29 protein-coding genes and 1 tRNA gene are annotated in these 24893 nt (G+C 49.7%); 14 read left to right on the forward strand and 16 right to left on the reverse strand.

Features of this window, described 5'->3' with window-relative positions; all coding sequences use genetic code 11:
* Positions 1 to 61: 61 nt before the first annotated feature.
* From solA to HV237_RS14975, 4 genes are all read left to right on the forward strand, one after another.
* Complete coding sequence (solA, locus tag HV237_RS14960; RefSeq protein WP_047359339.1) at positions 62 to 1180, forward strand: N-methyl-L-tryptophan oxidase; 1119 nt, start codon at positions 62 to 64, stop codon at positions 1178 to 1180.
* A 52-nt stretch (positions 1181 to 1232) separates the two neighbouring features.
* On the forward strand, positions 1233 to 1346 hold the full coding sequence (locus tag HV237_RS14965) for a YceO family protein (protein ID WP_003036148.1): 114 nt from the start codon (positions 1233 to 1235) through the stop codon (positions 1344 to 1346).
* Positions 1347 to 1607: 261 nt separating this feature from the next.
* Positions 1608 to 2174 (forward strand): cytochrome b, encoded by a 567-nt coding sequence (locus HV237_RS14970; protein WP_016152615.1) that lies wholly within the window; start codon positions 1608 to 1610, stop codon positions 2172 to 2174.
* A gap of 1 nt (position 2175) precedes the next feature.
* Entirely contained in the window at positions 2176 to 2751 is a 576-nt protein-coding gene (locus tag HV237_RS14975) for a YceI family protein (RefSeq protein WP_047359340.1), read from the forward strand.
* A gap of 46 nt (positions 2752 to 2797) precedes the next feature.
* On the opposite strand, the gene HV237_RS14980 is transcribed toward HV237_RS14975, so the two are convergent.
* Complete coding sequence (locus HV237_RS14980) at positions 2798 to 3850, reverse strand: rhodanese-related sulfurtransferase (protein WP_016152613.1); 1053 nt, start codon at positions 3848 to 3850, stop codon at positions 2798 to 2800.
* Positions 3851 to 4070: 220 nt separating this feature from the next.
* Between HV237_RS14980 and HV237_RS14985 the strand changes: the two genes are divergently transcribed.
* The 3 genes from HV237_RS14985 (at position 4071) to HV237_RS14995 (ending at position 6826) form a co-directional block, all read left to right on the forward strand.
* Positions 4071 to 4991, forward strand: coding sequence for a Kdo(2)-lipid IV(A) acyltransferase (locus HV237_RS14985; protein WP_047359341.1), 921 nt, complete (start codon positions 4071 to 4073; stop codon positions 4989 to 4991).
* Positions 4992 to 5146: 155 nt separating this feature from the next.
* Positions 5147 to 6367: a multidrug efflux MFS transporter MdtG gene (gene mdtG / locus HV237_RS14990; RefSeq protein WP_046274768.1), complete on the forward strand. Its 1221-nt coding sequence runs from the start codon at positions 5147 to 5149 to the stop codon at positions 6365 to 6367.
* An 81-nt stretch (positions 6368 to 6448) separates the two neighbouring features.
* Positions 6449 to 6826 carry a MysB family protein gene (locus tag HV237_RS14995; RefSeq protein WP_016152610.1) on the forward strand — a complete coding sequence of 126 codons (378 nt, stop codon included), beginning with the start codon at positions 6449 to 6451 and terminating at the stop codon, positions 6824 to 6826.
* A gap of 1 nt (position 6827) precedes the next feature.
* Here the strand turns inward: HV237_RS14995 and HV237_RS15000 are convergent, their stop codons facing one another.
* The 3 genes from HV237_RS15000 to mdoG all read right to left on the reverse strand — a co-directional run bounded on the left by HV237_RS15000 (position 6828) and on the right by mdoG (position 11187).
* Positions 6828 to 7055, reverse strand: coding sequence for a YceK/YidQ family lipoprotein (locus HV237_RS15000; protein WP_046274775.1), 228 nt, complete (start codon positions 7053 to 7055; stop codon positions 6828 to 6830).
* A 75-nt stretch (positions 7056 to 7130) separates the two neighbouring features.
* Positions 7131 to 9659, reverse strand: a complete 2529-nt coding sequence (gene mdoH, locus HV237_RS15005; RefSeq protein WP_019076449.1) for a glucans biosynthesis glucosyltransferase MdoH — start codon at positions 9657 to 9659, stop codon at positions 7131 to 7133.
* On the reverse strand, positions 9652 to 11187 hold the full coding sequence (mdoG, locus tag HV237_RS15010) for a glucans biosynthesis protein MdoG (protein ID WP_085951042.1): 1536 nt from the start codon (positions 11185 to 11187) through the stop codon (positions 9652 to 9654). Before mdoG ends, mdoH begins: the two co-directional genes overlap by 8 nt.
* A gap of 271 nt (positions 11188 to 11458) precedes the next feature.
* On the opposite strand from mdoG, the gene mdoC reads away from it, so the two are divergent.
* Positions 11459 to 12619 carry a glucans biosynthesis protein MdoC gene (mdoC, locus tag HV237_RS15015; RefSeq protein WP_016152606.1) on the forward strand — a complete coding sequence of 387 codons (1161 nt, stop codon included), beginning with the start codon at positions 11459 to 11461 and terminating at the stop codon, positions 12617 to 12619.
* 24 nt (positions 12620 to 12643) lie between these two features.
* Here mdoC and HV237_RS15020 read toward each other — a convergent pair whose 3' ends face one another.
* The 6 genes from HV237_RS15020 to csgB all read right to left on the reverse strand — a co-directional run bounded on the left by HV237_RS15020 (position 12644) and on the right by csgB (position 16521).
* A complete protein-coding gene (locus tag HV237_RS15020; RefSeq protein ID WP_276203200.1) occupies positions 12644 to 14083 on the reverse strand; it encodes a phospholipase D family protein in 1440 nt (479 codons plus the stop codon).
* Positions 14067 to 14609, reverse strand: coding sequence for an O-acetyl-ADP-ribose deacetylase (gene ymdB, locus HV237_RS15025; protein WP_047359344.1), 543 nt, complete (start codon positions 14607 to 14609; stop codon positions 14067 to 14069). The genes HV237_RS15020 and ymdB overlap by 17 nt, the downstream gene beginning before the upstream one ends.
* Before the next feature lie 100 nt (positions 14610 to 14709).
* On the reverse strand, positions 14710 to 15030 hold the full coding sequence (locus HV237_RS15030; protein ID WP_047359345.1) for a type 1 fimbrial protein: 321 nt from the start codon (positions 15028 to 15030) through the stop codon (positions 14710 to 14712).
* Positions 15031 to 15181: 151 nt separating this feature from the next.
* Positions 15182 to 15514 (reverse strand): curli assembly chaperone CsgC, encoded by a 333-nt coding sequence (csgC, locus tag HV237_RS15035; RefSeq protein ID WP_046274771.1) that lies wholly within the window; start codon positions 15512 to 15514, stop codon positions 15182 to 15184.
* 61 nt (positions 15515 to 15575) lie between these two features.
* The gene (gene csgA / locus HV237_RS15040) at positions 15576 to 16025 is read right to left on the reverse strand and encodes a curli major subunit CsgA (RefSeq protein ID WP_006685125.1); all 450 of its coding nucleotides are present in this window, start codon (positions 16023 to 16025) and stop codon (positions 15576 to 15578) included.
* A 40-nt stretch (positions 16026 to 16065) separates the two neighbouring features.
* Positions 16066 to 16521 carry a curli minor subunit CsgB gene (gene csgB, locus HV237_RS15045; protein WP_019076446.1) on the reverse strand — a complete coding sequence of 152 codons (456 nt, stop codon included), beginning with the start codon at positions 16519 to 16521 and terminating at the stop codon, positions 16066 to 16068.
* Between the two features lie 759 nt (positions 16522 to 17280).
* On the opposite strand from csgB, the gene csgD reads away from it, so the two are divergent.
* Genes csgD through csgG form a run of 4 tightly spaced genes read left to right on the forward strand, consistent with a single transcriptional unit; the run spans position 17281 to position 19626 of the window.
* Entirely contained in the window at positions 17281 to 17931 is a 651-nt protein-coding gene (gene csgD / locus HV237_RS15050; protein ID WP_003036091.1) for a biofilm master transcriptional regulator CsgD, read from the forward strand.
* 4 nt (positions 17932 to 17935) lie between these two features.
* Positions 17936 to 18328, forward strand: coding sequence for a curli production assembly/transport protein CsgE (csgE, locus tag HV237_RS15055; RefSeq protein ID WP_016152600.1), 393 nt, complete (start codon positions 17936 to 17938; stop codon positions 18326 to 18328).
* Between the two features lie 25 nt (positions 18329 to 18353).
* Positions 18354 to 18767 (forward strand): curli production assembly/transport protein CsgF, encoded by a 414-nt coding sequence (csgF, locus tag HV237_RS15060; protein WP_016152599.1) that lies wholly within the window; start codon positions 18354 to 18356, stop codon positions 18765 to 18767.
* Positions 18768 to 18792: 25 nt separating this feature from the next.
* On the forward strand, positions 18793 to 19626 hold the full coding sequence (gene csgG, locus HV237_RS15065; RefSeq protein WP_016152598.1) for a curli production assembly/transport protein CsgG: 834 nt from the start codon (positions 18793 to 18795) through the stop codon (positions 19624 to 19626).
* 47 nt (positions 19627 to 19673) lie between these two features.
* Here the strand turns inward: csgG and HV237_RS15070 are convergent, their stop codons facing one another.
* From HV237_RS15070 to ghrA, 4 genes are all read right to left on the reverse strand, one after another.
* On the reverse strand, positions 19674 to 20156 hold the full coding sequence (locus tag HV237_RS15070; protein ID WP_019076445.1) for a DUF1097 domain-containing protein: 483 nt from the start codon (positions 20154 to 20156) through the stop codon (positions 19674 to 19676).
* Positions 20157 to 20257: 101 nt separating this feature from the next.
* Entirely contained in the window at positions 20258 to 20812 is a 555-nt protein-coding gene (locus HV237_RS15075) for a molecular chaperone (protein WP_016152596.1), read from the reverse strand.
* A 23-nt stretch (positions 20813 to 20835) separates the two neighbouring features.
* A complete protein-coding gene (locus HV237_RS15080; RefSeq protein WP_016156173.1) occupies positions 20836 to 21573 on the reverse strand; it encodes a phosphatase in 738 nt (245 codons plus the stop codon).
* Between the two features lie 86 nt (positions 21574 to 21659).
* Positions 21660 to 22598 carry a glyoxylate/hydroxypyruvate reductase GhrA gene (ghrA, locus tag HV237_RS15085; RefSeq protein ID WP_047359346.1) on the reverse strand — a complete coding sequence of 313 codons (939 nt, stop codon included), beginning with the start codon at positions 22596 to 22598 and terminating at the stop codon, positions 21660 to 21662.
* 235 nt (positions 22599 to 22833) lie between these two features.
* On the opposite strand from ghrA, the gene HV237_RS15090 reads away from it, so the two are divergent.
* Both HV237_RS15090 and HV237_RS15095 read left to right on the forward strand, forming a co-directional pair.
* Positions 22834 to 22921: transfer RNA gene (locus HV237_RS15090), tRNA-Ser, on the forward strand.
* A 441-nt stretch (positions 22922 to 23362) separates the two neighbouring features.
* Positions 23363 to 23731, forward strand: coding sequence for a hypothetical protein (locus HV237_RS15095; RefSeq protein WP_016152593.1), 369 nt, complete (start codon positions 23363 to 23365; stop codon positions 23729 to 23731).
* 57 nt (positions 23732 to 23788) lie between these two features.
* Here HV237_RS15095 and phoH read toward each other — a convergent pair whose 3' ends face one another.
* Together phoH and HV237_RS15105 are read right to left on the reverse strand one after the other, a co-directional pair.
* Entirely contained in the window at positions 23789 to 24577 is a 789-nt protein-coding gene (phoH, locus tag HV237_RS15100) for a phosphate starvation-inducible protein PhoH (RefSeq protein ID WP_016152592.1), read from the reverse strand.
* Positions 24556 to 24852 (reverse strand): hypothetical protein, encoded by a 297-nt coding sequence (locus tag HV237_RS15105; RefSeq protein WP_181541568.1) that lies wholly within the window; start codon positions 24850 to 24852, stop codon positions 24556 to 24558. Before HV237_RS15105 ends, phoH begins: the two co-directional genes overlap by 22 nt.
* Positions 24853 to 24893: the final 41 nt, after the last annotated feature.

Genomic DNA, 24893 nt, shown 5'->3' on the forward strand with positions numbered 1-24893 from the left:
AGGTTGAATATTCCGGGTCACTTATTTACCCTGCTACTATCGCGATTGCAGAGAGAAGCGGATGAAATACGACTTAATCATAATTGGCAGCGGTTCCGTGGGCGCCGCAGCCGGATACTATGCCACTCGCGCCGGTCTGAAGGTTCTGATGATCGATGCGCATATGCCACCGCATCAGCAGGGAAGCCACCACGGCGACACTAGATTAATTCGTCATGCCTATGGCGAAGGTGAAAAATATGTTCCGCTGGTGCTGCGTGCGCAAACATTATGGGATGAATTATCCACCCAAAATGAAGAGCCGATTTTTGTGCGCTCTGGTGTCATCAACCTTGGTCCGGCAGATTCAACCTTCTTAGCGACCGCAGCGCAAAGCGCAAAACAGTGGCAACTCAATGTTGAACAACTGGATGCAGCAGCCATTATGGCGCGCTGGCCAGAGATTCGCGTACCTGAAAACTATATCGGTTTGTTTGAAGCGGAGTCTGGTTTTTTACGTAGTGAGTTAGCGATTAAAACCTGGATCCGTCTGGCGGAAGAAGCAGGCTGTGCGCAGCTATTTAAATGCCCGGTCAGCGCAATTCGTCATAGTGATGATGGCGTCACGGTAGAAACCGCCGATGGTGACTATCACGCACAAAAAGCGGTGATCAGCGCCGGAACCTGGGTACAGGCATTAGTCCCAGAACTACCGATACAACCGGTACGCAAAGTGTTCGCCTGGTATCAAGCCGATGGGCGTTACAGCGTTAAGAATAACTTCCCTGCCTTCACCGGAGAGCTACCAAATGGCGATCAATTCTACGGTTTCCCGGCAGAAAACGACGAGCTAAAAATTGGTAAACACAATGGCGGACAGGTAATTCATTCGGCAGAAGAGCGCAAGCCGTTTGCCGCTGTAGCCAGCGATGGTTCTGAAGCCTTCCCATTCCTGCGCACAATTCTGCCAGGCGTGGGCTGCTGTCTGCACGGTGCGTCCTGCACCTATGATAACTCACCAGATGAAGACTTTATTATTGATACTCTACCGGAGCATGACAACACGCTGATCATCACCGGGCTGAGCGGACATGGCTTTAAGTTTGCCTCCGTCCTCGGAGAGATTGCGGCAGACTTCGCCCAGGACAAATCGTCTGACTTTGACCTGACGCCCTTCAGGCTAAATCGTTTTAAGCGATAATAAATGAATGGCCTCGTTGGTGAGGCCATTTTTAATGACAGGAATAACGTTGATGCGCCGCATCTTTCACTATCTGGTTAATAATATTCGCGAGCATCTTATGCTCTACATTATTTTATGGTCGCTGCTGGCAATTATGGATGTGATATATATTATGTTTTTCTGAATCCGCAACACTGACACTAATTGACATAAACTGATATTAACTTAATTTTCATTGCAATTAACTGAACAAGAAAAAAACCTTAAACACCCACAAACCAAGGCTTCACATCATCCCCCCCACTAATTCCTTGATGATTACTTCATAATTCAATCAATTTTATTGAATCAGAAACAAATATCACCATTATTGTTATTTATTAGTTGCATTAATGTCTTTTACGCGCCATTTTCATTCACTTCTGAAATATCTAACGGTGCACTTATGCAATTCAATAATACTCCACAACGCTATGGCGTGGTGTCTGCCGCTTTGCACTGGCTGATTGCGATTGCTGTATATGGCATGTTTGCGCTGGGATTGTGGATGGTCACGCTCAGCTATTACGACGGCTGGTATCACCAGGCCCCTGAACTGCATAAAAGCATCGGCGTTGTGCTTATGATGGGGCTGGTTATCCGCGTCGTCTGGCGGTTGATCTCCCCTCCTCCTCCTGCGCTGGCAAGTTATTCCCGTTTCACCCGCATCGCGGCGGCACTGGGTCACCTCGCGCTATACACATTGCTCTTTTCTATTGTCATCAGCGGGTATTTGATTTCCACCGCTGATGGCAAAGCGATAAGCGTATTTGGTTGGTTCGACATTCCTGCCACCCTTGCCAATGCGGGCGCTCAGGCCGACCTCGCCGGTAGTCTGCACCTGTGGCTTGCGTGGACTGTGGTGGTTTTATCGCTTCTGCACGGACTGATGGCCCTGAAACATCACTTTATCGATAACGACGATACCCTGAATCGCATGTTGGGAAAATCGTCATCTGACTATGGAGCTTAAAATGAAAAAAAACCTGCTGGGACTTACACTCGCCTCTCTGTTATTCACCACCGGGTCAGCCGTGGCGGCAGATTACAAAATTGACAAAGAAGGACAGCATGCCTTTGTTAATTTCCGTATTCAGCACCTGGGTTACAGCTGGCTGTACGGCACATTTAAAGATTTCGACGGGACTTTTACCTTTGATGAGAAAAATCCCGCAGCCGATAAGGTTAACGTCACCATCAAAACCAACAGCGTTGACACCAATCACGCCGAACGCGACAAGCACCTGCGCAGCGCAGATTTCCTTAACGTGGCCAAATTCCCGCAGGCGACCTTTAGCTCTACCAGCGTGAAGAAAGAGGGGAACGACCTGGATATCACCGGTAATCTCACCCTGAACGGCGTCACCAAACCGGTTACGCTGGATGCGAAGCTGATCGGTCAGGGCGGCGATCCGTGGGGTGGCACGCGTGCGGGTTTTGAAGCAGAAGGTAAAATTAAGCTGAAGGACTTCAACATCACCACCGATCTCGGCCCGGCGTCTCAGGAAGTCGATCTGATCATCTCAGTGGAAGGCGTCCAACAGAAGTAACGTATGAGTTGCCGGATGGGGCTAAAGCCGCCATCCGGCATGATGACTATTGCGCAGGGTCCGGAATACCCAGTTTGGTATTCAGGCGACCGCGTGACTTATTAAAGATTTTGTTGCCATTTTCACGTCCGGCGCGAAGACGACGTTGCTCTTCTTCCGGCAACTTACTCTCTTCGCTACACAATTCGCTACAGCAGCCGTTATACTTCTGCGCGCAGGCCGGACACTGGATAAACAACAGATGGCAGCCATCATTTTTGCAATTAGTATGGCTGTCGCACGCCGTTCCGCACTGATGACAATGCGCAATAACATCTTCAGAAATCCTTTCGCCCATACGCTCATCAAAAACGAAGTTTTTACCGACAAAACGTACAGGAAGCCCCTGTTCACGTGCCTTGCGGGCATATTCAATAATACCGCCCTCAATGTGCCAGACTTTGCTAAATCCGTTGTGTTTCATCCAGGCGCTGGCTTTCTCACAACGGATCCCGCCCGTGCAATACATAACGATTTTTTTATCTTTATGCGCCTGCATCATTTCAACGGCTTTCGGTAACTGGTCGCGGAACGTGTCTGCCGGGATTTCTAGCGCATTCTCGAAATGGCCCACTTCATATTCATAGTGGTTGCGCATATCAATGAATACCGCGTCAGGATCGTCCAGCATGGCGTTTACTTCCGCCGCCTTCAGGTAATCACCTACGTTGCTGGCGTCAAATTGCGGATCATCAATGCCATCCGCCACGATGCGTTCACGCACTTTCATGCGCAGCACCCAGAACGATTTACCATCATCATCCAGCGCGATATTCAGACGTAACCCGGCGAATGCGGGATCAAACGCATAAAGCTGCTGGCGGAATGCCTCGACGTTGCTTTGCGGTACGCTGATTTGCGCATTGATTCCTTCATGGGCAAGATAAACGCGCCCGAAGACGTTCAATGCAGTGAACATCTGGTACAGCGCATCACGCGTGTGCTGAGGATTGGCGATGGTGAAATATTTATAGAATGAGATCGTCGTGCGCGGCTCGGTCTCAGCCAACATTTTGGCTTTGAGCGCATCGTTCGAAATGCGGTTGTGTAACACTGGCATGGTGTACGTATCCTGCAAATAGGGAGAAAATGAAAATCGGCGGCATAATAAAGCAAACACCGCCAATTTACATCCACACATTTTACGCTACATTTCTTACTCCAATATAAAAGTGCAACAACAATTGCTGGTTTAATCACCGTTCTCCCGTCACAAATTTTTGATATGCGCGAAAAAATGCGACAATACAGGCAATTGGTCGTTTGAAGACAGGATAGACATGACGAATTTACCCAAGTTTTCGGCTGCGTTACTGCATCCACGTTATTGGTTAACCTGGCTGGGCATTGGCATCCTTTGGTTAATCGTGCAGTTACCCTACCCGATTCTTTACAAGTTGGGCTGCGCATTAGGTCGTCTGGCATTACGTTTGATGAAACGTCGGGCAAAAATTGTTTCCCGTAATCTGGAACTGTGCTTCCCGCAAATGAGCGAGCAGGAACGCCAGCAGATGATCATCAAGAACTTCGAGTCCGTGGGCATGGGCGTGATGGAAACCGGAATGGCCTGGTTTTGGTCTGACAAGCGCATTTCACGCTGGACGGAAGTTATCGGGATGGAACATATCCGCGACGTTCAGGCGCAAAAACGGGGAATTTTGTTAGTGGGTCTGCACTTTCTGACCCTTGAACTGGGTGCGCGTCAGTTTGGTTTGCAGGAGCCGGGGATAGGCGTATATCGCCCTAACGACAACCCACTGCTCGACTGGCTACAAACCTGGGGTCGTATGCGCTCTAATAAATCCATGCTCGATCGTAAAGACCTGAAAGGAATGATTAAAGCGTTGAAAAAAGGCGAAGTGGTCTGGTATGCGCCGGATCATGACTATGGTCCCCGCGCCAGCGTATTTGTCCCGCTTTTTGCTGTTGAACAGGCCGCAACAACCTCCGGGACCTGGATGCTTTCACGCATGTCGAATGCCTGCCTGGTACCGTTTGTTCCCCGCCGCAAACCTGACGGTAAAGGTTATCAATTGATTATGCTGCCTCCGGAGTGTTCACCGCCGTTAGACAACGCGGAGACTACGGCATCGTGGATGAATAAGATTGTTGAGCAATGCATCATGATGGCCCCGGAGCAGTACATGTGGCTACACCGTCGTTTCAAGACGCGTCCTGAAGGTTCACCTTCCCTGTACTAAAGCACGGTTGCAGTCCTGCGGACTGCAACACCTTCCCTGCCCGCTTTAGGTTTAACTGCTATCCGCATTGCAGCAACTATCTACCAGGCGCATAATTAGCCTGCTTGCTTATATTCAATCGATAGCGCAAACAGCGCGCCACACTGCGGAACGCTATGTCACCCTCAGATGCTCCCATAAACTGGAAACGCAATCTCACCGTTGCCTGGTTGGGTTGTTTTTTAACCGGTGCAGCATTTAGCCTGGTTATGCCCTTTTTGCCCCTCTATGTCGAGAGCCTCGGCGTCACGGGTCATAGCGCCCTGAATATGTGGTCAGGTCTGGTCTTCAGCATCACTTTTCTCTTTTCCGCCATCGCCTCTCCTTTCTGGGGTGGCCTTGCCGATCGCAAAGGGCGAAAAATCATGCTGCTGCGTTCCGCATTGGGTATGGCGATTGTGATGCTGCTGATGGGGCTGGCGCAAAATATCTGGCAGTTCCTGGTCCTGCGCGCCCTGTTGGGTCTGCTCGGCGGTTTCATTCCCAACGCCAATGCGCTGATCGCCACCCAGGTTCCGCGCAATAAAAGCGGCTGGGCGCTGGGAACGCTTTCCACCGGCGGCGTCAGCGGCGCACTGCTCGGACCGTTGGCAGGCGGGCTGCTCGCGGATCAGTACGGACTACGCCCGGTATTTTTCATCACCGCCAGCGTACTGCTGGTCTGTTTTATCCTGACGCTATTTTTTATTCGCGAACGTTTCCAACCGGTGAGCAAGAAAGAGATGCTGCACATTCGCGAAGTCGTGGCCTCGTTAAAAAATCCCAAACTGGTGCTGAGCCTGTTTGTCACAACGCTGATAATCCAGGTGGCAACCGGGTCCATCGCGCCAATTCTGACGCTGTACGTTCGAGAGTTGGCTGGCAACGTCAGTAACATCGCCTTTATCAGCGGGATGATTGCTTCCGTACCGGGCGTGGCTGCGTTAATTAGCGCCCCGCGACTTGGCAAATTAGGTGACCGAATTGGCCCGGAGAAGATCCTGATTGTTGCTCTGGTCATCTCCGTGCTGCTGCTTATTCCAATGTCGTTTGTACAATCGCCCTGGCAACTTGCCGTTCTGCGCTTTTTATTGGGGGCCGCTGATGGGGCTCTGCTCCCGGCAGTACAAACGCTGCTGGTCTATAACTCAACCAATCAGATCGCCGGGCGTATTTTCAGTTATAACCAGTCATTTCGCGATATCGGTAACGTAACGGGACCGTTAATGGGGGCGGCAATTTCCGCCAACTACGGTTTTCGCGCCGTCTTCTGCGTGACCGCGGGCGTCGTACTGTTTAACGCTTTCTACTCGTGGAATAGTCTGCGCCGTCGCCGGAGCACTGAGGCTACGGGATGATTTTTGTGCATTCATACTTGCAATATCGGAGAATCAACTATTATTTCCCTGAATACTTCATTAAATCAAAGGGAGACTCTGATGACCATGTATGCCACGCTGGAAGAAGCCATTGATGCCGCTCGTGAAGAATTTCTGGCTGATAACCCTGACCTTGAGCCCGACGAAGCCAGCGTTCAACAGCTAAGCGTACAAAAATACGTGCTACAGGATGGTGACATTATGTGGCAGGCGGAATTCTTTGCTGATGAGGATGAGGGCGAGGGTGAATGCCTGCCAATGCTGAGTGGTGAAGCGGCCCAAAGCGTTTTTGATGGCGACTATGATGAAATTGAGATCCGTCAGGAGTGGCAGGAAGAAAACACGCTTCACGAATGGGATGAAGGTGAATTCCAGTTGGAACCTCCCCTGGATACCGAAGAGGGTCAGACCGCGGCCGATGAATGGGATGAGCGATAGCTTACTCGTAAGGTCCGTGGTGAATGTCGAGCGGGAGCAGCAAGGTATCAAACACCAGCGAAAATGGCAGGTCGAGGATGGTGACGAAGCGCCACGCGGAGTCCCGGACATCCCATTGCACGCCAGGATAGTATTGGTTTCCGTGCCCTTGCCCTGGGATAGTTCGGCTAATAATACTGCCGCATCCGCTCAGCAAGCACACCATGATTGCCACTGCCAATATTCGCACCTGATACCTCACGGCTCTTTTATTTAGTATAAAAAAATACCGGCACCAGGCCGGTATTTTCACGTTACATAACGCTTACTTTTTCCTGAGCGCCAGCGGATTCAGGGTCAGTCCCTGGTAGTAATTCACCCACGAAGAATACTTATCAGGTGAATTCCAGACGCGATAGTGCAAACGCGCCATCGTCACCGGATCGCTCAACAGCACCAGACGGCGGTCACGGTTTAGTTTCTCCGGCGTTTCGTTCAGCGCCTGCTCCACATGGCGGTCACGGGCAATCTCAAGCACGTTACTCGCGCGGTGGCGTGCAGTAGCCATTGCCGTTGCCAGTGCATTAAATGACGGGTTAAACACCGCATGCATAAAGCCGTCGTCCAGCGTACGATTGCGGTTCATCACCAGGTAGGTATCCGTATCCACCAGCACCTGCGGCGGAGAATACTCTTCCGGGATCAGGAACAGCTTCCAGCGCTTGGTACGTAACCCAACCGTGGAACGGCTGGAAATCACGGAAACAAACGGCGACAGGATCAGCGAGAAGACAATCGGCGCCAGCCAGAACAGGAAACGCAGATCCAGCCAGGCCATACCTACCGCCCACACCAGCCCCAGCAGTAACTGAGAACCGTGACGCATAAATGCTTCACCCCACGGGGTGGAATCGTCATCACGCTGCGGTGAATTCCACACCACTTCCCAACCGAGGAAGGCGCTCACGACGAAGACGGTATGGAACAGCATACGTACCGGCGCCAGCAGCACGGAGAACAGAACCTCCAGCAGCAGCGACAGCGTAACGCGGATAAACCCGCCGTACTCTTTCGTCCCTTTACACCAGATGAGCAAAATACTCAGCAGCTTCGGCAGGAACAGCAGCACCATCGTAGAAGCAAACAGCGCGATCGCCAGTTCAGGACGCCACTGCGGCCATACCGGAAACAGCTGGCGCGGTTGCAGGAAGTACTGTGGCTCCGTCAACGCATGCACCACCTGCAATGCGGTCGATAACGCGAGGAACATAAACCACAGCGGCGCGGAAAGATAGGACATAACGCCAGTCAGGAACACTGCACGGTGAACCGGGTGCATCCCCTTCACCAGGAACAGACGGAAGTTCATCAGGTTGCCATGACACCAGCGACGGTCACGCTTGAGTTCATCCAGCAGGTTCGGCGGTAGCTCTTCATAAGAGCCCGGCAGATCGTAAGCAATCCACACGCCCCAGCCGGCACGACGCATCAACGCCGCTTCGACGAAGTCATGGGAGAGAATCGAACCCGCAAACGAGCCTTCGCCCGGTAACGGCGCAAGCGCACAGTGTTCGATAAACGGCTTCACGCGAATAATCGCGTTATGGCCCCAGTAGTGCGATTCCCCCAATTGCCAGAAGTGAAGTCCAGCGGTAAACAACGGACCATAAACACGGGTCGCAAACTGCTGACAGCGCGCATACAGCGTATCCATACCGGAAGCCTTCGGTGAAGACTGGATAATCCCGGCATTTGGATTCGCTTCCATCAGGCGCACCAGCCCGCTCAGACAGTCACCGCTCATCACGGAGTCAGCGTCCAGCACCACCATGTAGCTGTACTGATTTCCCCAGCGACGGCAGAAGTCATCAATATTGCCGCTTTTACGCTTCACGCGACGACGACGACGACGGTAGAAAATCTGCCCTTCGCCTTGCACTTCGGCAATCAGCTCCATCCACGCTTTTTGTTCTGCTACGCAGATATCGGGGTTGTAGCTGTCGCTCAGGATGTAAACATCAAAATGCTCGGCGTTGCCCGTCGCTTTGACCGACTCCCACGTGGCGCGAAGTCCCGCGAATACGCGGTCAACGTCCTCGTTACAGATCGGCATAATCAACGCGGTCCGGTGCTCGGGATTTAACGGCTCGTCCCCAACCGTTGAGGCGGAGATACTGTACTTATCTCGCCCAATCAACAGTTGCAGGAAGCCCATCAGCGCGGTCCAGAATCCTGCTGAAACCCAACAGAAAAGCACGGCAAACAAAATGAGAATGCCGGTCTGGAGCATGTAGGGCAGCAGTTGCATAAAGGAGACCCATAAATCCTGCCCCATCATGTCAACAGGATTAATGAATGCCCAACCCTGATACGGAAGGATCGTCTTCATATACCAGGTTGCGACGACCGTTTGCGCCAGCGTTAAGATCAACAACGTATAGCGGCGGATGGTGCCAACCGTACGCCATTTTTGCTCGCTCTCCTGTTCTTCTTTCGTCAAACGCGAAAGATAACGCGGAGTCACATCGCGCCCGCGCAGGCGATCCCAAAAGCGGCCAACCGGGTTGGTACGCCAGGGATCGGGGAACATAGAGGTACGCGTTGCTTTTGGCATCGCCTGCAGTTGATCGCGCCCCTCATCGTCCTTAACCAACTGCTCTTTGGCCAGAGAATCAGGCCACGCCTGCTCCAGGCGAGCTTTCACCGAACCCTGCGGTGAATCATCTTCGCGCGAGTACGTACGATGCTCGGCATCCAGCGCCTGATGAACGGCGCGGATGTCAGTTTTCGGCAGTGCCGCTTTTTCGATATCCGAAAGCGGCATTGCGTCAATATACTCAGTTGTCTTATTCATTGGCAGGTAACTGGTAGCTCCAGGTTTCACTCAGCGTCTGATCGGCATTGACCAAGGCAGCACGCATTTCAGTGGTTTTCTTCACATCTTTCACTTTCACGCGCAATACCAAACGCCAACCTTTAGTTACCGGGTTGTAGCGCACAGTACTTTCAACGATCTCGCCGTTGTCGCCAATACTGGTTTGTGCGGTAACCGGGGTATCCTGCGGCAGCTTTTTCATATCCGTGCCGGTAAAGTCCACCACAAACGCGATGGTGCCATCAGGCTGACGAATGAGGTTAGACTGTTTTACATCACCGGTAGAACGACGAGTCTGCTGGACCCAGGCGCTATCAGGGGCATGAAGCTTGTCTTCGTCACGCGTGAACGTCAGGGTGTACTTGAAGTTCATCTCTTTACCGGCTTCAGGCAGTTGATCCGGCGTCCAGTACGCAACGATGTTATCGTTCGTTTCATCGTTAGTTGGGATTTCAACTAACTCAATCTTACCTTTACCCCAATCACCTTTTGGCGTGATCCAGGCGCTTGGGCGCAGATCGTAACGATCGTCGATATCTTCAAAACGCGAGAACTGACGGCCACGCTGCAGCAGGCCGAAACCTTGCGGATTTTCCATCGCAAAGCTGCTCACCGCCAGATGTTTCGGGTTATTCAGCGGACGCCAAATCCACTCGCCGTTGCCAGCGTGGATCGACAAACCGTTAGAGTCATGCAGTTCCGGACGATAGTTGGTCGCCGGAGAAGGCTGGTTTGGTCCGTACAGGAACATACTGGTTAACGGTGCCACGCCCAGCTTGCCCACTTTGTCGCGCAGATAAACTTTGGACTGAACATCGACTACCGTGTCACGACCCGGAATGATGACAAAGCGATACGCTCCGGTTGCGCGCGGAGAATCCAGCAAGGCATAAATGGTCAAACGTTTGTCAGTCGGTTTCGGACGCTCGATCCAAAACTCACGGAAGCGGGGAAATTCTTCGCCAGAAGGCAGAGCGGTATCAATCGCGAGACCGCGCGCAGACAGACCGTAGACCTGCCCTGCCCCCAGAACACGGAAATAGCTGGCACCGAGCATGCTGACGATTTCGTCGTTTTTATCTTTGCTGTTGATCGGATACAGCACTTTGAACCCGGCGAAACCGAGATCTTTTACCGTGTCTTTATCATGCTGAACATCGCCAAAATTAAAATAATCCGGGCTGTATTTGATTCTTTTCACCGCTGTAGCGGTAACTTCGTTGATTTTGACCGGCGTGTCGAAGTACATACCCTGGTGGTAGAACTCGAGCTTAAATGGGGTCTTGAGATTGCTCCAGTAGGCTTTATCGCGGTTAAACTGGATCTGCTGATAATCCGCATATTTCATGTCGCGGAAAACGGAGGGCAAGTTACTTTTTGGCGCCTCATAGCCTTTACCGGCTAAGGATTGAGCTTGTTTTGCAACATCATCGATGCTGAACGCCCAGCTCGATGATGTGTACAGCGTTAACATAACTGCTGCACCCAACCAACGCATTTTCATCATTTGTAGTTTATGTTTCATAATTAGTAAGCACTTCCCCCTTTGTGTGCTTATATTGATCCGATCCATTTTAATGGATAATCGGGTATTCCGACAACTGAATCCCTGTATTGTTCGCGCGCTGGCTCATGGTTTAATCAGGTTCAACTACCTGTTTTCACTTTGCGTGCTTATCCTGGAGACAGGTTGTTGGACTTCGTGTAGGGTTGCCCTCGAATGTAACCATTATTCGTCTTAGGGATAAGACGAAAAGTCTGAGAATACATAACTGTCTATGAGCTCTGTATCACCACCACGCGAATATTTTCTTGACTCCATCCGTGCCTGGCTAATGTTGTTAGGGATCCCATTCCATATTTCATTGATTTACTCGACCCACACCTGGCACGTGAACAGTGCTGAACCGTCGTGGTGGTTGACCCTGTTTAACGACTTTATCCATGCTTTTCGCATGCAAGTCTTCTTTGTCATTTCGGGTTATTTTTCCTACATGCTATTTTTGCGCTATCCGCTAAAGCGCTGGTGGAAGGTGCGTGTAGAACGCGTGGGGATCCCGATGCTGACCGCGATTCCATTACTTACGCTGCCGCAATTTATCATGCTGCAATACGTAAAGGGAAAAGCAGACAGTTGGCATACTCTCAGCGGCTACGATAAATACAATGCGCTGGCCTGGGAGCTGATTTCCCATCTGTGGTTTTTACTGGTTCTGGTCGTATTAACGACCGTGAGCATGTGGGTGTTCACCCAGATGAAAAACAGACTGACGCGTAGTGATGCCGCCAGCGCCCCGGCGGTGTCGATGACTAAATTATCGCTGATTTTCATCTTGTTAGGTGTCGGTTACGCTGCCGTCAGAAGGACAATTTTCATCCTCTACCCTTCGATTCTCAGCGATGGCATGTTCAATTTTATCGTTATGCAAACGCTGTTCTATGCGCCGTTCTTTATCCTCGGCGCACTGGCATTTATCAACCCGAATCTGAAAGCGCTGTTTACCACACCGTCACGCGGTTGCACGCTCGGTGCTGCATTCGCATTTGTGGCATACCTGCTCAATCAGCGTTATGGCAACGGCGATGCCTGGATGTATGAAACCGAATATGTCATTACCATGGTCATGGGACTGTGGATGGTGAACGTCGTCTTTTCGTTGGGTCACCGTTTGCTTAATTTCCAGTCTGCCCGCGTGACCTATTTTGTCAACGCGTCGCTGTTTATCTATCTGGTGCACCACCCGTTAACGCTGTTTTTTGGCGCTTACATCACACCGCATATCACGTCGAATCTGCTGGGTTTTCTCTGCGGTCTGCTGTTTGTGGTTGGGATTGCGGTAATACTGTACGAAATCCATTTACGCATACCGGTGCTGAAGTTTCTCTTTTCGGGTAAACCGCCCGTTAAGCAGGATAAAAACAAGGCCGTAGCCGGCTAGTTTTTCCCTCAATCATTGTGTGGTTCAAAGCAGCCATTCAATGGGTAACACGGACGCCAGCTTTACCAGAACCCGCTTCCAGAATCCTGTGGCGGGTTCTTTTTTCAGGACCTGTTCACTGCCAGAAAGTCGGTCGACCCAATTAATTCTCCCCCAACGGTCAAGGCGTAGCTGCCAGGCCATATCACGCTGGCTTTGCAAAAACCGTTTATGAATCAATTCGGCCAGCACTTCACTCTCAATCACAAATCCCATTTCCGTATTGAGCAGCGTCGAACGAGGATCAAAATTAAGCGAGCCGATAAACACTTTGCGATCATCAATACTGAACGTTTTCGCATGCAGGCTGGACCCTGAATTACCGGTTAATCCACGATCGTGAACGACCGAGACGCGATCGCGGGTCGGTTTAAGTTCGTATAATTCTACACCGTAGCGCAGCAGTTTTTTTCGCCAGCGCGCATAGCCCGCATGGACGATCGCCACATCATTCGCCGCCAGTGAATTGGTTAAAATGGCAATCTTGACGCCTTTTCTTACCAGTCTCAGGAGCTGCGCCACACCGGCACGCGTCGGCACAAAGTAGGCAGAAATAATATCAATACGTTCGGTCGGCGAGCCCATTACGTCAAACAAACGCTGCGGTAATAGCGAGTGGCGCGGCGCTTTCCCTTCTCCTTTTGCAGGATCATCGCTCAGCAAACGCGTTTTGGCCCAAATCAGCGGCAGCGATCTTTGATCGAGACTGGACATAAACTGGCTGGTTTCCAGCTTATGCAGATAGCGGCGGGTAATATCATCGTTATACCAGGATTCGGGTAGCTCAATACGCTGCACAGAATCTGGCTCAGACATCTCAAGCACATTTTGTAACGTTGAAACCGAGCGACAGTGCCAGTAACGCTCAAAATCATCTGCCACATCTTTGACAACCGGCCCGATAGCCATGACGTCCAGGTCGGAAAATAGCGGTTGCTCACCCGCGCCAAAATAGGCATCGCCAATATTACGCCCACCAACGAGAGTCACCACGCCGTCAGCGGTATAACTTTTATTGTGCATGCGCCGATTAAGCCGGGCAAAATCGGTTAAATAGCCCAGCGCGCGCAGGATGCGAAAGGAAAACGGATTGAAGAGGCGAACTTCTATATTGGGGTGCTTATCCAGCAGACGCAGCGTGTCGTCCAAACCCGGCGTGTTGTTATCATCCAGCAGCAAACGCACCCGTACGCCTCGCTTCGCTGCAGCCAGCAGTACGGAAAATAGCAATAACCCGGACATGTCGTTTTCCCAGATGTAATACTGCACATCCAGGGTACGTTCCGCCATTTCCGTTAACCGATAGCGAGCAGCAAACGCATCCAGGCTGTCATCCAACGCAAGAATGCCGCATTCTCCCGGGTGGTCTTCGCAAAGGGGCGTGATGGCACGCTCAAGTCGCGTCATATCAGTCCGTGTAATCATCACCTTGTTGTGTTAGCAATCTCTTATAAAGTTGAGCGTTTTCGTCATCAAAGCACACGAAGTATATCTGATCAGGAAGTGCGCGGCGGGTAATAAATTTCAGCACCGTTTTCACCGCTATTTCTGCCGCTGCGGCGCGTGGATAGCCATAAGCCCCGGTGCTAATCGCCGGAAAAGCAATGGAGTGATAACCATTGGCCAGGGCCAGTTGCAGGGTGTTTAAGTAAGCTTCTTCGAGGCGTTCGGCCTCATGATGACCTCCCCCTTGCCAGACGGGTCCTACGGTATGAATGACCGCTTTTGCCGCAAGCGCCCCCGCCAGAGTGATCACCGCATGCCCTGTCGGGCATTCTCCTTGTTGCTGGATAACCTGTTTGCAGGCCTCCAGCAATGCTGGTCCGGCAGCGCGATGGATTGCGCCATCGACGCCACCGCCTCCCAGTAGCGATGAATTCGCCGCATTGACAATCACATCAACAGCGACAGTCGTAATATCGCCATGTAACACATGAACACGTGATTGCATAAGTTCCCCCTGACAAAACACCATTCGTTAAGTGTACAGCAGGGTTTTCCCTTAAATCTCTCTTTTTAACCGTAAGTGTGCATATCTACGCCACAGCGAGTCATTTATATTCAATATTAAGAATCGCCATGTTTTTCTGTTCATTGAGGTAGTGCATTTTGACTGTGGCAATTTCCTGCACATTCTGAGGGGCTGTCGCGAGCTGTTGCGGGTTGTAAAGACTATTCTGGTTGGTGCCGTTGCGGATACATGACAATTCAATTTGCTGCTGCTGTCTGTTAACGTCGCAAGGTGATTCAACTATCGCTCCGCGAAAATGAATAACCCCGCCGGTTGTGATTTGCTGCGCAATTGCAGGGAGGGTTAAAAGAGAAAAAGCACATAAACTGGTACTTAAAACACGCTTTAATAATGTACACATAAGGGTTCCTCAATGATTAGCCATCTTTGAGGGATCGAAATGATCCTTCACCGCTACGATTAACGATCAAATACAAACGCTCACACGCTTCTATATTCATAGAACAGCAGCGCATTCCCAGCCACACCCTTAATGCAAATACAGCAAAAAATTATGGGTGACTGTTTGAGTCAGGCCATTGTTGCGACAGATGCAGAGACTGCCCATCTGAAACGGTAACGATAATTTTGACCGAATCCTCAGATGAAATATTAAAGCTCAGTTTGGTTAATTCAATCGGTCGATTAGCAGGGACCGAAAGGCTTATTTTCTGCTGCGACTGGCTTTGTCCCCCCTGCCCTTGACGTATGGCAAGGACTTGTACCTCACATACGCACGGTTGGGTTAACGTCACCTGAGGAATAATGGTGTACATATCACCTTGCTGAGTAGTATTGAATGTTATTTGATTTGCCAGCGCGGCAATGAGTAATAGCGTATGCATCATATTCTCCCGAAAAAAAAACAGGGCTCACGCCCTGTTTATTATCAGTCAGAAAACTGAATTAGTGTTGGTTAGCTGTAGCGTTGTTGCCAAAGCCAACTTGCTGAATCAGCACATTGGAGTCAGACGCGGTCTGATTAACCAACGCACCGTTACGGCCACCGAACTGGGTTACACTAATATCAGCATTTTTAGCATTCCACTGATCGATAGTGGCATTGTTCTGGAAGCCAGTCTGTTTCAGGCTAATGGTACTGTCATCAGCGCCTTGACCAACTACAGCCCCGTTACCACGCCCATGTTGTGTGATAGTGACATCTGATTTACGCGCATCACTTTGCAGAGCATTCGCAGCGTTGTTTGACCCATATTGGTAGATACTCAGTGAAGAGTCTGGGCCATAATTACTACCGCCACCATGATGATTGCCGCCCCATTGCGGAACAACACCAGCCAGAGCACTGCCAGAAACTACGATTGCTGCGAATGCTGCCACTTTTAAAAGTTTCATGGTAAACCCCCATCGGATTGATTTAATCGTCGTTAATGGATTAGCGTTGAGTAACGCGAATTGCCATTTGCGACTGTCTCTGCACCACAACTGCTGTTTTTTGTGTACCGTACTGAGTAATATTGGCTTTATTACCAGAACCTTTCTGGATAATTACCGCCGTATTACCGTATGAACCTTGTTTAATACTCGCGTCATTGGAACTACCCGTTTGATCAATATATGCAAAGTTATATGACCCCGTCTGGTCTGTTTTCGCTCGGTTACCAGAACCTTCTTGCGAAATAACCGACAATAACTTCGAGCCCCCCTGCCGAGTATTTGCACTGTTCGCAGTGCCAACCTGACCAATAATGGCTGCCTGATTAAATGAAGACTTACTTAATTCATTTACCGCAAAGTTATATTCTGAGTTAGCTAAATCATAACTTGTAGCGGATGCAATCCCAGGCACACCCAGCATTGTAAACATCATAAATAACAACTTGTTTTTCATGTTGTCACCCTGGACCTGGTCGTACATAAGGTTAAATTATTTACCACTCAAATTATTGTTAACGTGACTTACATTTGTTAACGCCACGTTACGATGAAGAGTATGTCCGTTGAAACATTTTAAATAACTCACCCACCAGTTGTATTTTTATATCCAGATTCACCCCAAAGTACTAATTAACCGCAATTAACACCGTTATAGCTCTGGATTTTATTTATTTTGTAACCCGATGAGTGAATTTCTATGCAGTAACAAAAAAACGCGTTTCCCGCGTTTTCTGGGCCTTGCAGACGGTAGTGGGATTGTCCTCGGTACAAGTCGTGACAAGTGTCATTTTTTTCTATCTAAAATTGTTCAACTTAAAGTGAGACAAAAAAATCAAAATTCATTAGAAATCTAAAACCATCTAATTATAATTTTATTTCTTAAAATTCAATAAGATATTATAATTTGTATGATTTTTTAAATCTATGCAATAACGATAAAATGTACAACTTTACTATCAAATCTAAACTCCACAAAAACGCAAAAATCACATTTTAATATATAAATTTACATTATGTAACATGTTTAACACTTGCTTTAAGATTTGTAATAGCTAGATTGAAATCAGTTGAAGTCCATTTGTTTTAATATTTTCACCCCGTTGGGTCGAAGTTTTATTTCTACACAGCAGTGCAACATCTGTCAGTACTTCTGGTGCCTCTATTTTAGTAGAGGCAACTGTCAGGTGTGCGACTAAAAAAGTGGAGTTTCATCATGTTTAATGAAGTCCATAGTATTCATGGTCATACATTATTGTTGATCACTAAACCATCCCTGCAGGCAACTGCGTTATTACAGCATTTAAAGCAATCGCTGGCGTTAACCGGAAAACTACATAATATTCAACGTTCTCTGGATGATATATCCTCCAGCTGCATTGTTTTACTGGATATGATGGAGGCAGATAAAAAACTGATCCATTACTGGCAAGATAATTTGAGCAGAAAAAACAACAATATAAAAACTTTATTGTTGAATACCCCAGATGATTATCCTTACCGGGATATTGAAAACTGGCCGCATATCAATGGCGTATTTTACGCAACTGAAGATGAGCAGCGTGTAGTCAGCGGTTTGCAGGGTGTGTTGCGGGGCGAATGCTACTTTTCGCAAAAGCTCGCCAGCTACCTGATCACGCATTCCGGGAACTACCGCTATAACAGCACGGAGTCGGCATTACTTACGCACCGTGAAAAAGAGATCCTTAATAAACTGCGTATCGGCGCCTCAAATATTGAAATCGCGCGTTCACTATTTATTAGTGAAAATACGGTGAAAACACATCTTTATAATCTTTTCAAAAAGATAGCTGTCAAAAATCGTACGCAGGCGGTCTCGTGGGCCAATGATAACCTCAGGCGATAAAGCCATGAAACGCTATTTGACCTGGATTGTGGCAGCAAATTTGTTCCTTGCTGCCGGGAATCTACACGCGGCTGTAGAGGTGGAGGTTCCCGGACTGTTAACTGACCACACTGTCTCTTCCATTGGCCATGATTTTTACCGGGCCTTTAGTGACAAGTGGGAAAGTAAGTACACAGGAAACTTAACCATTAATGAAAGACCCAGTGCACGTTGGGGAAGTTGGATCACCATAACGGTCAATCAGGACGTTATCTTCCAGACTTTTTTATTCCCGACGAAAAGAGACTTCGACAAAATTGTGGTCTTTGCATTGGCAGAAACAGAGGAAGCATTAAATCGTCGGCAAATAGATCAAACACTATTAAGCACGAGCGATTTAGCGCGCGATGAATTCTAAAACATGATTTTGTCCGGAGGCTTTCATGCGTGTCAAACATGCAGTGGTTTTGCTCATGCTGATTTCACCATTAAGTTGGGCCGGAAATATGACGTTCCAGTTCCGCAACCCTAACTTTGGTGGTAACCCAAATAACGGCTCTTTTTTACTGAACAGCGCCCAGGCGCAAAACTCGTATAAAGATCCGAGTGCCGGCGACTACGGGATTGAAACCCCAACAGCGCTGGATAACTTTACCCAGGCGATCCAGTCACAAATACTCGGTGGCTTACTTACCAATATCAATACCGGTAAGCCGGGAAGGATGGTAACCAGCGATTTTATCGTTGATATCGCCAACCGGGATGGACAACTGCAACTGAATGTCACGGACAGGAAAACGGGGAGAACGTCGACTATTGAAGTGTCGGGTTTACAAAATCAGTCGACCGATTTCTAAATTATAGCCACGAAAGGAAAAAATCATGCAGCGCTTACTTATCATGGTGGCAGTAATTTTACTCAGCGGATGTTTAACAGCCCCGCCGCAAGAAGCCGCTAAGCCGACATTAATGCCCCGAGCCCAAAGCTATAAAGACTTGACGCACCTGCCCATGCCTACAGGTAAGATTTTTGTCTCGGTATACAATATTCAGGATGAGACTGGCCAGTTTAAACCTTATCCGGCAAGTAACTTCTCAACCGCCGTCCCGCAAAGCGCCACGGCGATGCTTGTCACCGCATTGAAGGATTCTCGTTGGTTCGTTCCGCTGGAACGTCAGGGATTGCAGAACTTGCTTAACGAACGAAAAATCATTCGTGCGGCTCAGGAAAACGGCACAGTTGCCATTAATAACCGGATCCCTCTGCAGTCTCTGACCGCGGCAAACATCATGGTAGAAGGGTCAATTATTGGTTATGAAAGCAACGTTAAATCGGGTGGCGTTGGTGCGCGCTATTTCGGTATTGGCGCCGATACGCAGTACCAGCTCGACCAGATAGCGGTCAACCTGCGTGTGGTTAACGTTAGTACCGGTGAAATCCTCTCATCGGTGAATACCAGCAAAACTATCTTGTCTTATGAAGTGCAGGCTGGGGTATTCCGCTTCATTGACTACCAGCGACTGTTGGAAGGTGAAATTGGCTACACCTCTAACGAACCGGTTATGCTTTGTCTGATGTCAGCAATTGAAACCGGCGTTATCTTCCTGATTAATGACGGGATTGATCGCGGATTGTGGGATTTGCAGGATAAGAAACAAGTTGATAATGACATCCTGGTTAAATACCGCCATTTGTCGGTACCTCCGGAATCCTGAGTGGTCGATACAGCATAAAAAGCGTGAGGAAAACCCTCACGCTTTTTTTATTTACTGGTCAGCGTCGACGATAGCCGATTCTCACGACGAGATGCCAGCCACAATCCGCTGTTTTTCATCGCATAGCCGAATACCAGCCCCAGCGCCAGAGAAGGCACGACCAACTGCCAGTCACCCAGCCCTGCAAACGTTGCGCATGCGCCAATAAAGGTACCCGGCACAAATGAAAGCAACCATTGCTTTGCCTGAATACACATTAGAAACGCGACAATTCCCGTCATGACATAACCAATAATGTCCATATGCGGGGCAAGCGCGCTACCGTTAATAATCACCAACGCCCACACCACACCGCTTAGCAGCGTACACGCCGAGATCCACAGCCCTTTCAGCCCACCCTGTGGACAGGCAAAATAGGCCGTGCAGCCCAGAAAGCCAGCCCAACTGAGTAAACCAAGAGATACGGCCACCCATCCCCAAATCCCAGAGAGAATGCCCGTTGTGATTGCAATTGAGAGAAGTATGTTCATGCCGCGTATCTTAGCAGAAAAACGGCATGGGAATGAGATCGTGCACACAATTCATGCAATGATGTGATTTGAGTTGCAGTTTAATGAGATCTAAATCACATTTACTCTTCGGTATCTTCCTGCAATTCGTCCCACATCGCGCCAATGGCATCACGCGTTAACGGTGCCATGGTACGCCAGAACTGTGTGTTTGCGTGCGCTTCAACTTTGCCAAGGAATGTGCCACACCAGGGCAACAGGTATTCCACAAACAAGGTTTCGAGTGCTTCACTTTCATCTTCCGCAGACTGGTCTTCAAGCCATGAAGCCGCCAGCAACAGCGTGCCAATATGATCTGCAGGCGTATCTGCCAGCGGCATTCCGCGGGCAGAAAGAAAAGCACGAACATCGGATTCTTTCGCCCCTTCTACCCAGGCGCTACGATAAGGCGGCACCGCACACTCGTCGCCGACAAACAGCGCGTTGTAATCCGCAGCTAACTGAGGCATATCGCAGCTTTTCTGCAGACGAGTGAGCAGTTCGTCCTGTTCCAGCGGCCAGTTGGCAGACAGTTTACCTTCACTAATCAGGGTAAACAGAGGAACCAGTAAAGGGTCCTGCGGTTGGCGGTAAAACAGCGAGCCCAGTACACGACACAGGATAGAAAACTCGTTCATTGATATATTCCAGTTAGTAACAATTACAGTTCAGCAAATTCCGCGATCGGCTCCATGCCTCGCGATTCCAGAAACGCCAGCAGGCGTTTAGGGGTGACGTTTAAAATTCTGTCTTCCGGGAAATTTACATCATCCAGAATTTTACGGCATTCACCAAATTCACCCAGTGTGAAAGCGGTATGTGAATCCGACCCTAACGCCACCCAGCCTCCGGCATCACGCACCGCCGCAGCGACCGCGCGACAATTGTCCTCACTCCCCTTACGCGAATGCAAAAACGAGGAGTTATTGATTTCCAGCGCGACCTGGTATTTTGCTGCCGCCTGCGCAATCGCTGTGATATCCACGGGATATTTGGGATTCCCCGGATGGCTGATGATGTGCACGTGACCGCTGGCCATCGTGGCTATCATTGCCTGGGTATTGGTGTCTTTATCATGAGGTGCAAAAACCGGCTCATGGAAGCCCGCAATGATGAGATCCAGAGAAGTAAACATCGGACCTGAACAGTCGATTTCGCCTTCAATATTCTTAATATTCGCCTCGATACCGCGCAGGATCCCTACGCCATCGACGATACGAGGCCAAATGCGCATATTAATAAAGTGCCAGTGATGAGGCGCATCCGCCATGTCCGGTCCATGATCGGTTATGGCAAACAGCTTGATGCCTTTGCGATGGGCTTCAGCGATGTAATCACTTAAGGTGCTGTAGGCGTGGGTACTGGCGACGGTATGCATATGCAGGTCAACGGGATACATAACTCTCTCCTGTAGTCATTTTCCGTCAAGGATAGCAGGTATCGTCGCCATTTATTAGCTGAAACCCGGCACTTGCCGGGTTACCATCAATATCCCCGAACGCGATCGACCTGACCCGTTACGGATTTCCCACTTTCCAGGTCCAAAATCGTACGGGAGATGTAGTCCACCGCCTCTGCCGGGCGTGTTACCGCGGCGATATGCGGCGTCATTGCCACACGCGGATGTTTCCATAGCGGGCTGGTTTCCGGCAGCGGTTCACGGCTATAGACATCCAGCATGGCACCTTTTACTTTGCCACTGTCCAGCGATGCCAGAAGAGCGTCTTCATTGAGATGAACGCCGCGCGCCAGGTTGAGCACGTAAGCGCCATCCTGCAATTGGCTGAGTAAATCAGCGTTAATAATGCCTACGGTTTCTGCCGTATTAGGCAGGAGGTTGATCAGCACGCGAGTTTGACTCAAAAACGCGCCCAGTTCCTCGGTACCGGCGAAGCTTTCTACACCAGACCAGGATTTACGCGTACGGCTCCAGCAGCGTAGCGGGAACCCCCATGCTTGCAGACTTTCTGCAACTTTTGCGCCTAAAACACCAGCGCCCATGATCCCGACGCTAAACTCATCGCGGGTATATTCTGGCAACGGTTGCCATTTCGCCTGGTTTTTTAATGCCTGGTAGTCATCAAAGCGACGGAACCAGTGCAATACCTGACTAACCGCATATTCCTGCATTTGCAGGCCCATCCCCGTATCTTCCAGACGGAAAAGCGGGATCGACGCATCCAACATTTCCGGATGAGCGTTTAGTTTACTGAGAATAGAATCGACGCCCGCACCCAGCGCAAATACGGCTTTTAATTTTCGTCCGGCGAGCATTTCAACCGGAGGATGCCAGACCAGCGCGTAGTCAGCATGCGCATTATCACCTGCCTTCCACTCACGGACCCGCGCGCCAGGTATGGCCTTTGTCAGCGCATTAAGCCACCAGGTCGTATCGAATGTTGGGTGATAGAAAATTATATCCATAACGTCTCCTGAACATTGTTATGCGGAACGTACTCGCACTTATAATCATCATTTTTCGAGGGAACATCAGAGTAGCAAATTTTAGGGTGCTGGCAAAAAAAACAATTCCCGCTTATTTAAGCTGCATATTGATTGAAGTTTGTGTAAATGCACGTTTTTTTCAAAAAGTTGATTGACGCCGGAGCGGTATTTCCCTAAATTAGCGCCCGTTCCGGTAGCACAGGAACAACAATATGGTGAGGTGTCCGAGTGGCTGAAGGAGCACGCCTGGAAAGTGTGTATACGGCAACGTATCGGGGGTTCGAATCCCCCCCTCACCGCCATATTCGAGAAAGAGCTCGTACGCAAGTACGGGCTTTTTTTTCGCATGTTGCACGCCTGCGGGGGGATGAGAAGCCCCGACCGGGGGTCGACACAAAATTGCTGGGAGCAATTTTGAACAGCGCATGCGCTGGCCCCGTAGGGGCGAGGCCCAGGGATGGGCCGAGTAGCAGCGCAGCCAGTTGGACAGACTGAGAGCGCAGCGAACAGGCTGCCCGAAGGGCGAGCGAAGCGAGTCAATCCCCCCCTCACTGCCATATTCGAGAAAGAACTCGTACGCAAGTACGGGCTTTTTTTCGCATGTGACCCGTCCTGAATAGCGTTAACCTGTAGGTCTGATAAGCATCGCGCTATCAAGCATCATCCCCCGCCCCGTTGCACATTATCCAAACCACTCTTATGCTGTAACAACCGCTTTCTCAAGCAATCAGGAAAATAACGGCATGTTAAACATAGAAGGAACTTTGCTTGATGAGATCATGTCGCAGGCAGACGAAGCAGGATTTATTCCGTTGAAGGTTTTCTCGCGAAAAATCCTCAAACGTACACCGAATGAAATAAATACGTTTTTCGATCCTGACAGCCGATTCTACGAAGAGTATCAGCGAACGGTTATTTGCAACGTCAGGCATAACGTCACCATTAAAAAAACCTACACCAGCAATGGGATCTTACGAAAAGAAACTACGGAAGGTGGGATTTATAAGGATGACCTACTGACCTTTCTGGCACAAGCGCTAAAGAAAATAGACGAAAATAACCAGCTGTTTGACCAGGCCTGCGCCAACTACTGGAGCAGCAAAAGAAAGTAATCTGCTGACGTCAAATAACAAAGCCCGGTTTCCCGGGCCTTGAAGACGGAGTACTTATCAGTTGTAAGCATTGAGCGTCCGCTGACAGAGTGCCGAACGGACGCAATCGTCTTTATTGAAACGAACAATCCCAACCATATCATCTTCTTCGAAACGGGCCAGCGCATCGCTTAGCCCTGAGCGAACGTGGGCGGGTAGATCGCACTGGGTCACATCCCCGTTCACAATCACCGTCACATTCTCCCCGAGGCGAGTCAAAAACATCTTCATCTGTGCTGCAGTAACATTCTGAGCCTCGTCAAGAATGACCACTGCATTTTCAAATGTGCGTCCACGCATATAGGCGAATGGCGCGATTTCCACCTTACCAATCTCAGGCCGCAGGCAATATTGCATGAAGGAGGCGCCCAGACGTTTCACCAGCACGTCATACACTGGACGAAAATAAGGCGCAAACTTCTCGGAAACATCTCCAGGTAAGAAGCCGAGGTCTTCATCAGCTTGCAGAACTGGACGGGTTACAATGATCCTGTCCACGTCTTTGTGGATCAGGGCCTCTGCTGCTTTTGCCGCGCTGATCCAGGTTTTACCACACCCGGCTTCACCTGTAGCGAAGATCAGCTGTTTACTCTCGATAGCATTCAGGTACTGGGCCTGAGCTTCATTCCGCGCCGTGATTGGCGTGGCGTCGCGACTATCACGCGCCATACCAATCGCTTCTACGCCGCCCATCTGCACAAGCGAGGTGACCGATTCATCTTCACGTTGTTTATGGCTACGCGAATCCCGCCTCAGCACACGTTTTGCTTCACGACGAGCTTTGATCACTGCTTTTTGTCTTCCCATGGATAGCACCTTGAGTTGTAGGTATACATCACACGCGCCGTTGGCGGCACGATTATGCGCACGAACATCTGAGGGTTGGCTTCCTTGTAAGCCATTGCTTGCTTTCGGATAAGACGCCACACACGGCTACGCGCACCGTACAAGGTGTCAGTTACGAAGATAAGAAGTGAAAGGGTGAGAGATTTAGCGGTGACGAGGTGGCTACCGGAAGAGAAACGTCCGCGTAACGTACTGCAGCTACTGTGAAAAATGTGTCCAATACAGGACTTTTCCATCGCGATCTCCATAGTGAACGACTATCACCGCCGGGAACTAC

The sequence above is a fragment of the Citrobacter sp. RHBSTW-00570 genome, assembly GCF_013739755.1.
In the GTDB taxonomy this organism is placed as follows: Bacteria; Pseudomonadota; Gammaproteobacteria; order Enterobacterales; family Enterobacteriaceae; genus Citrobacter; species Citrobacter braakii.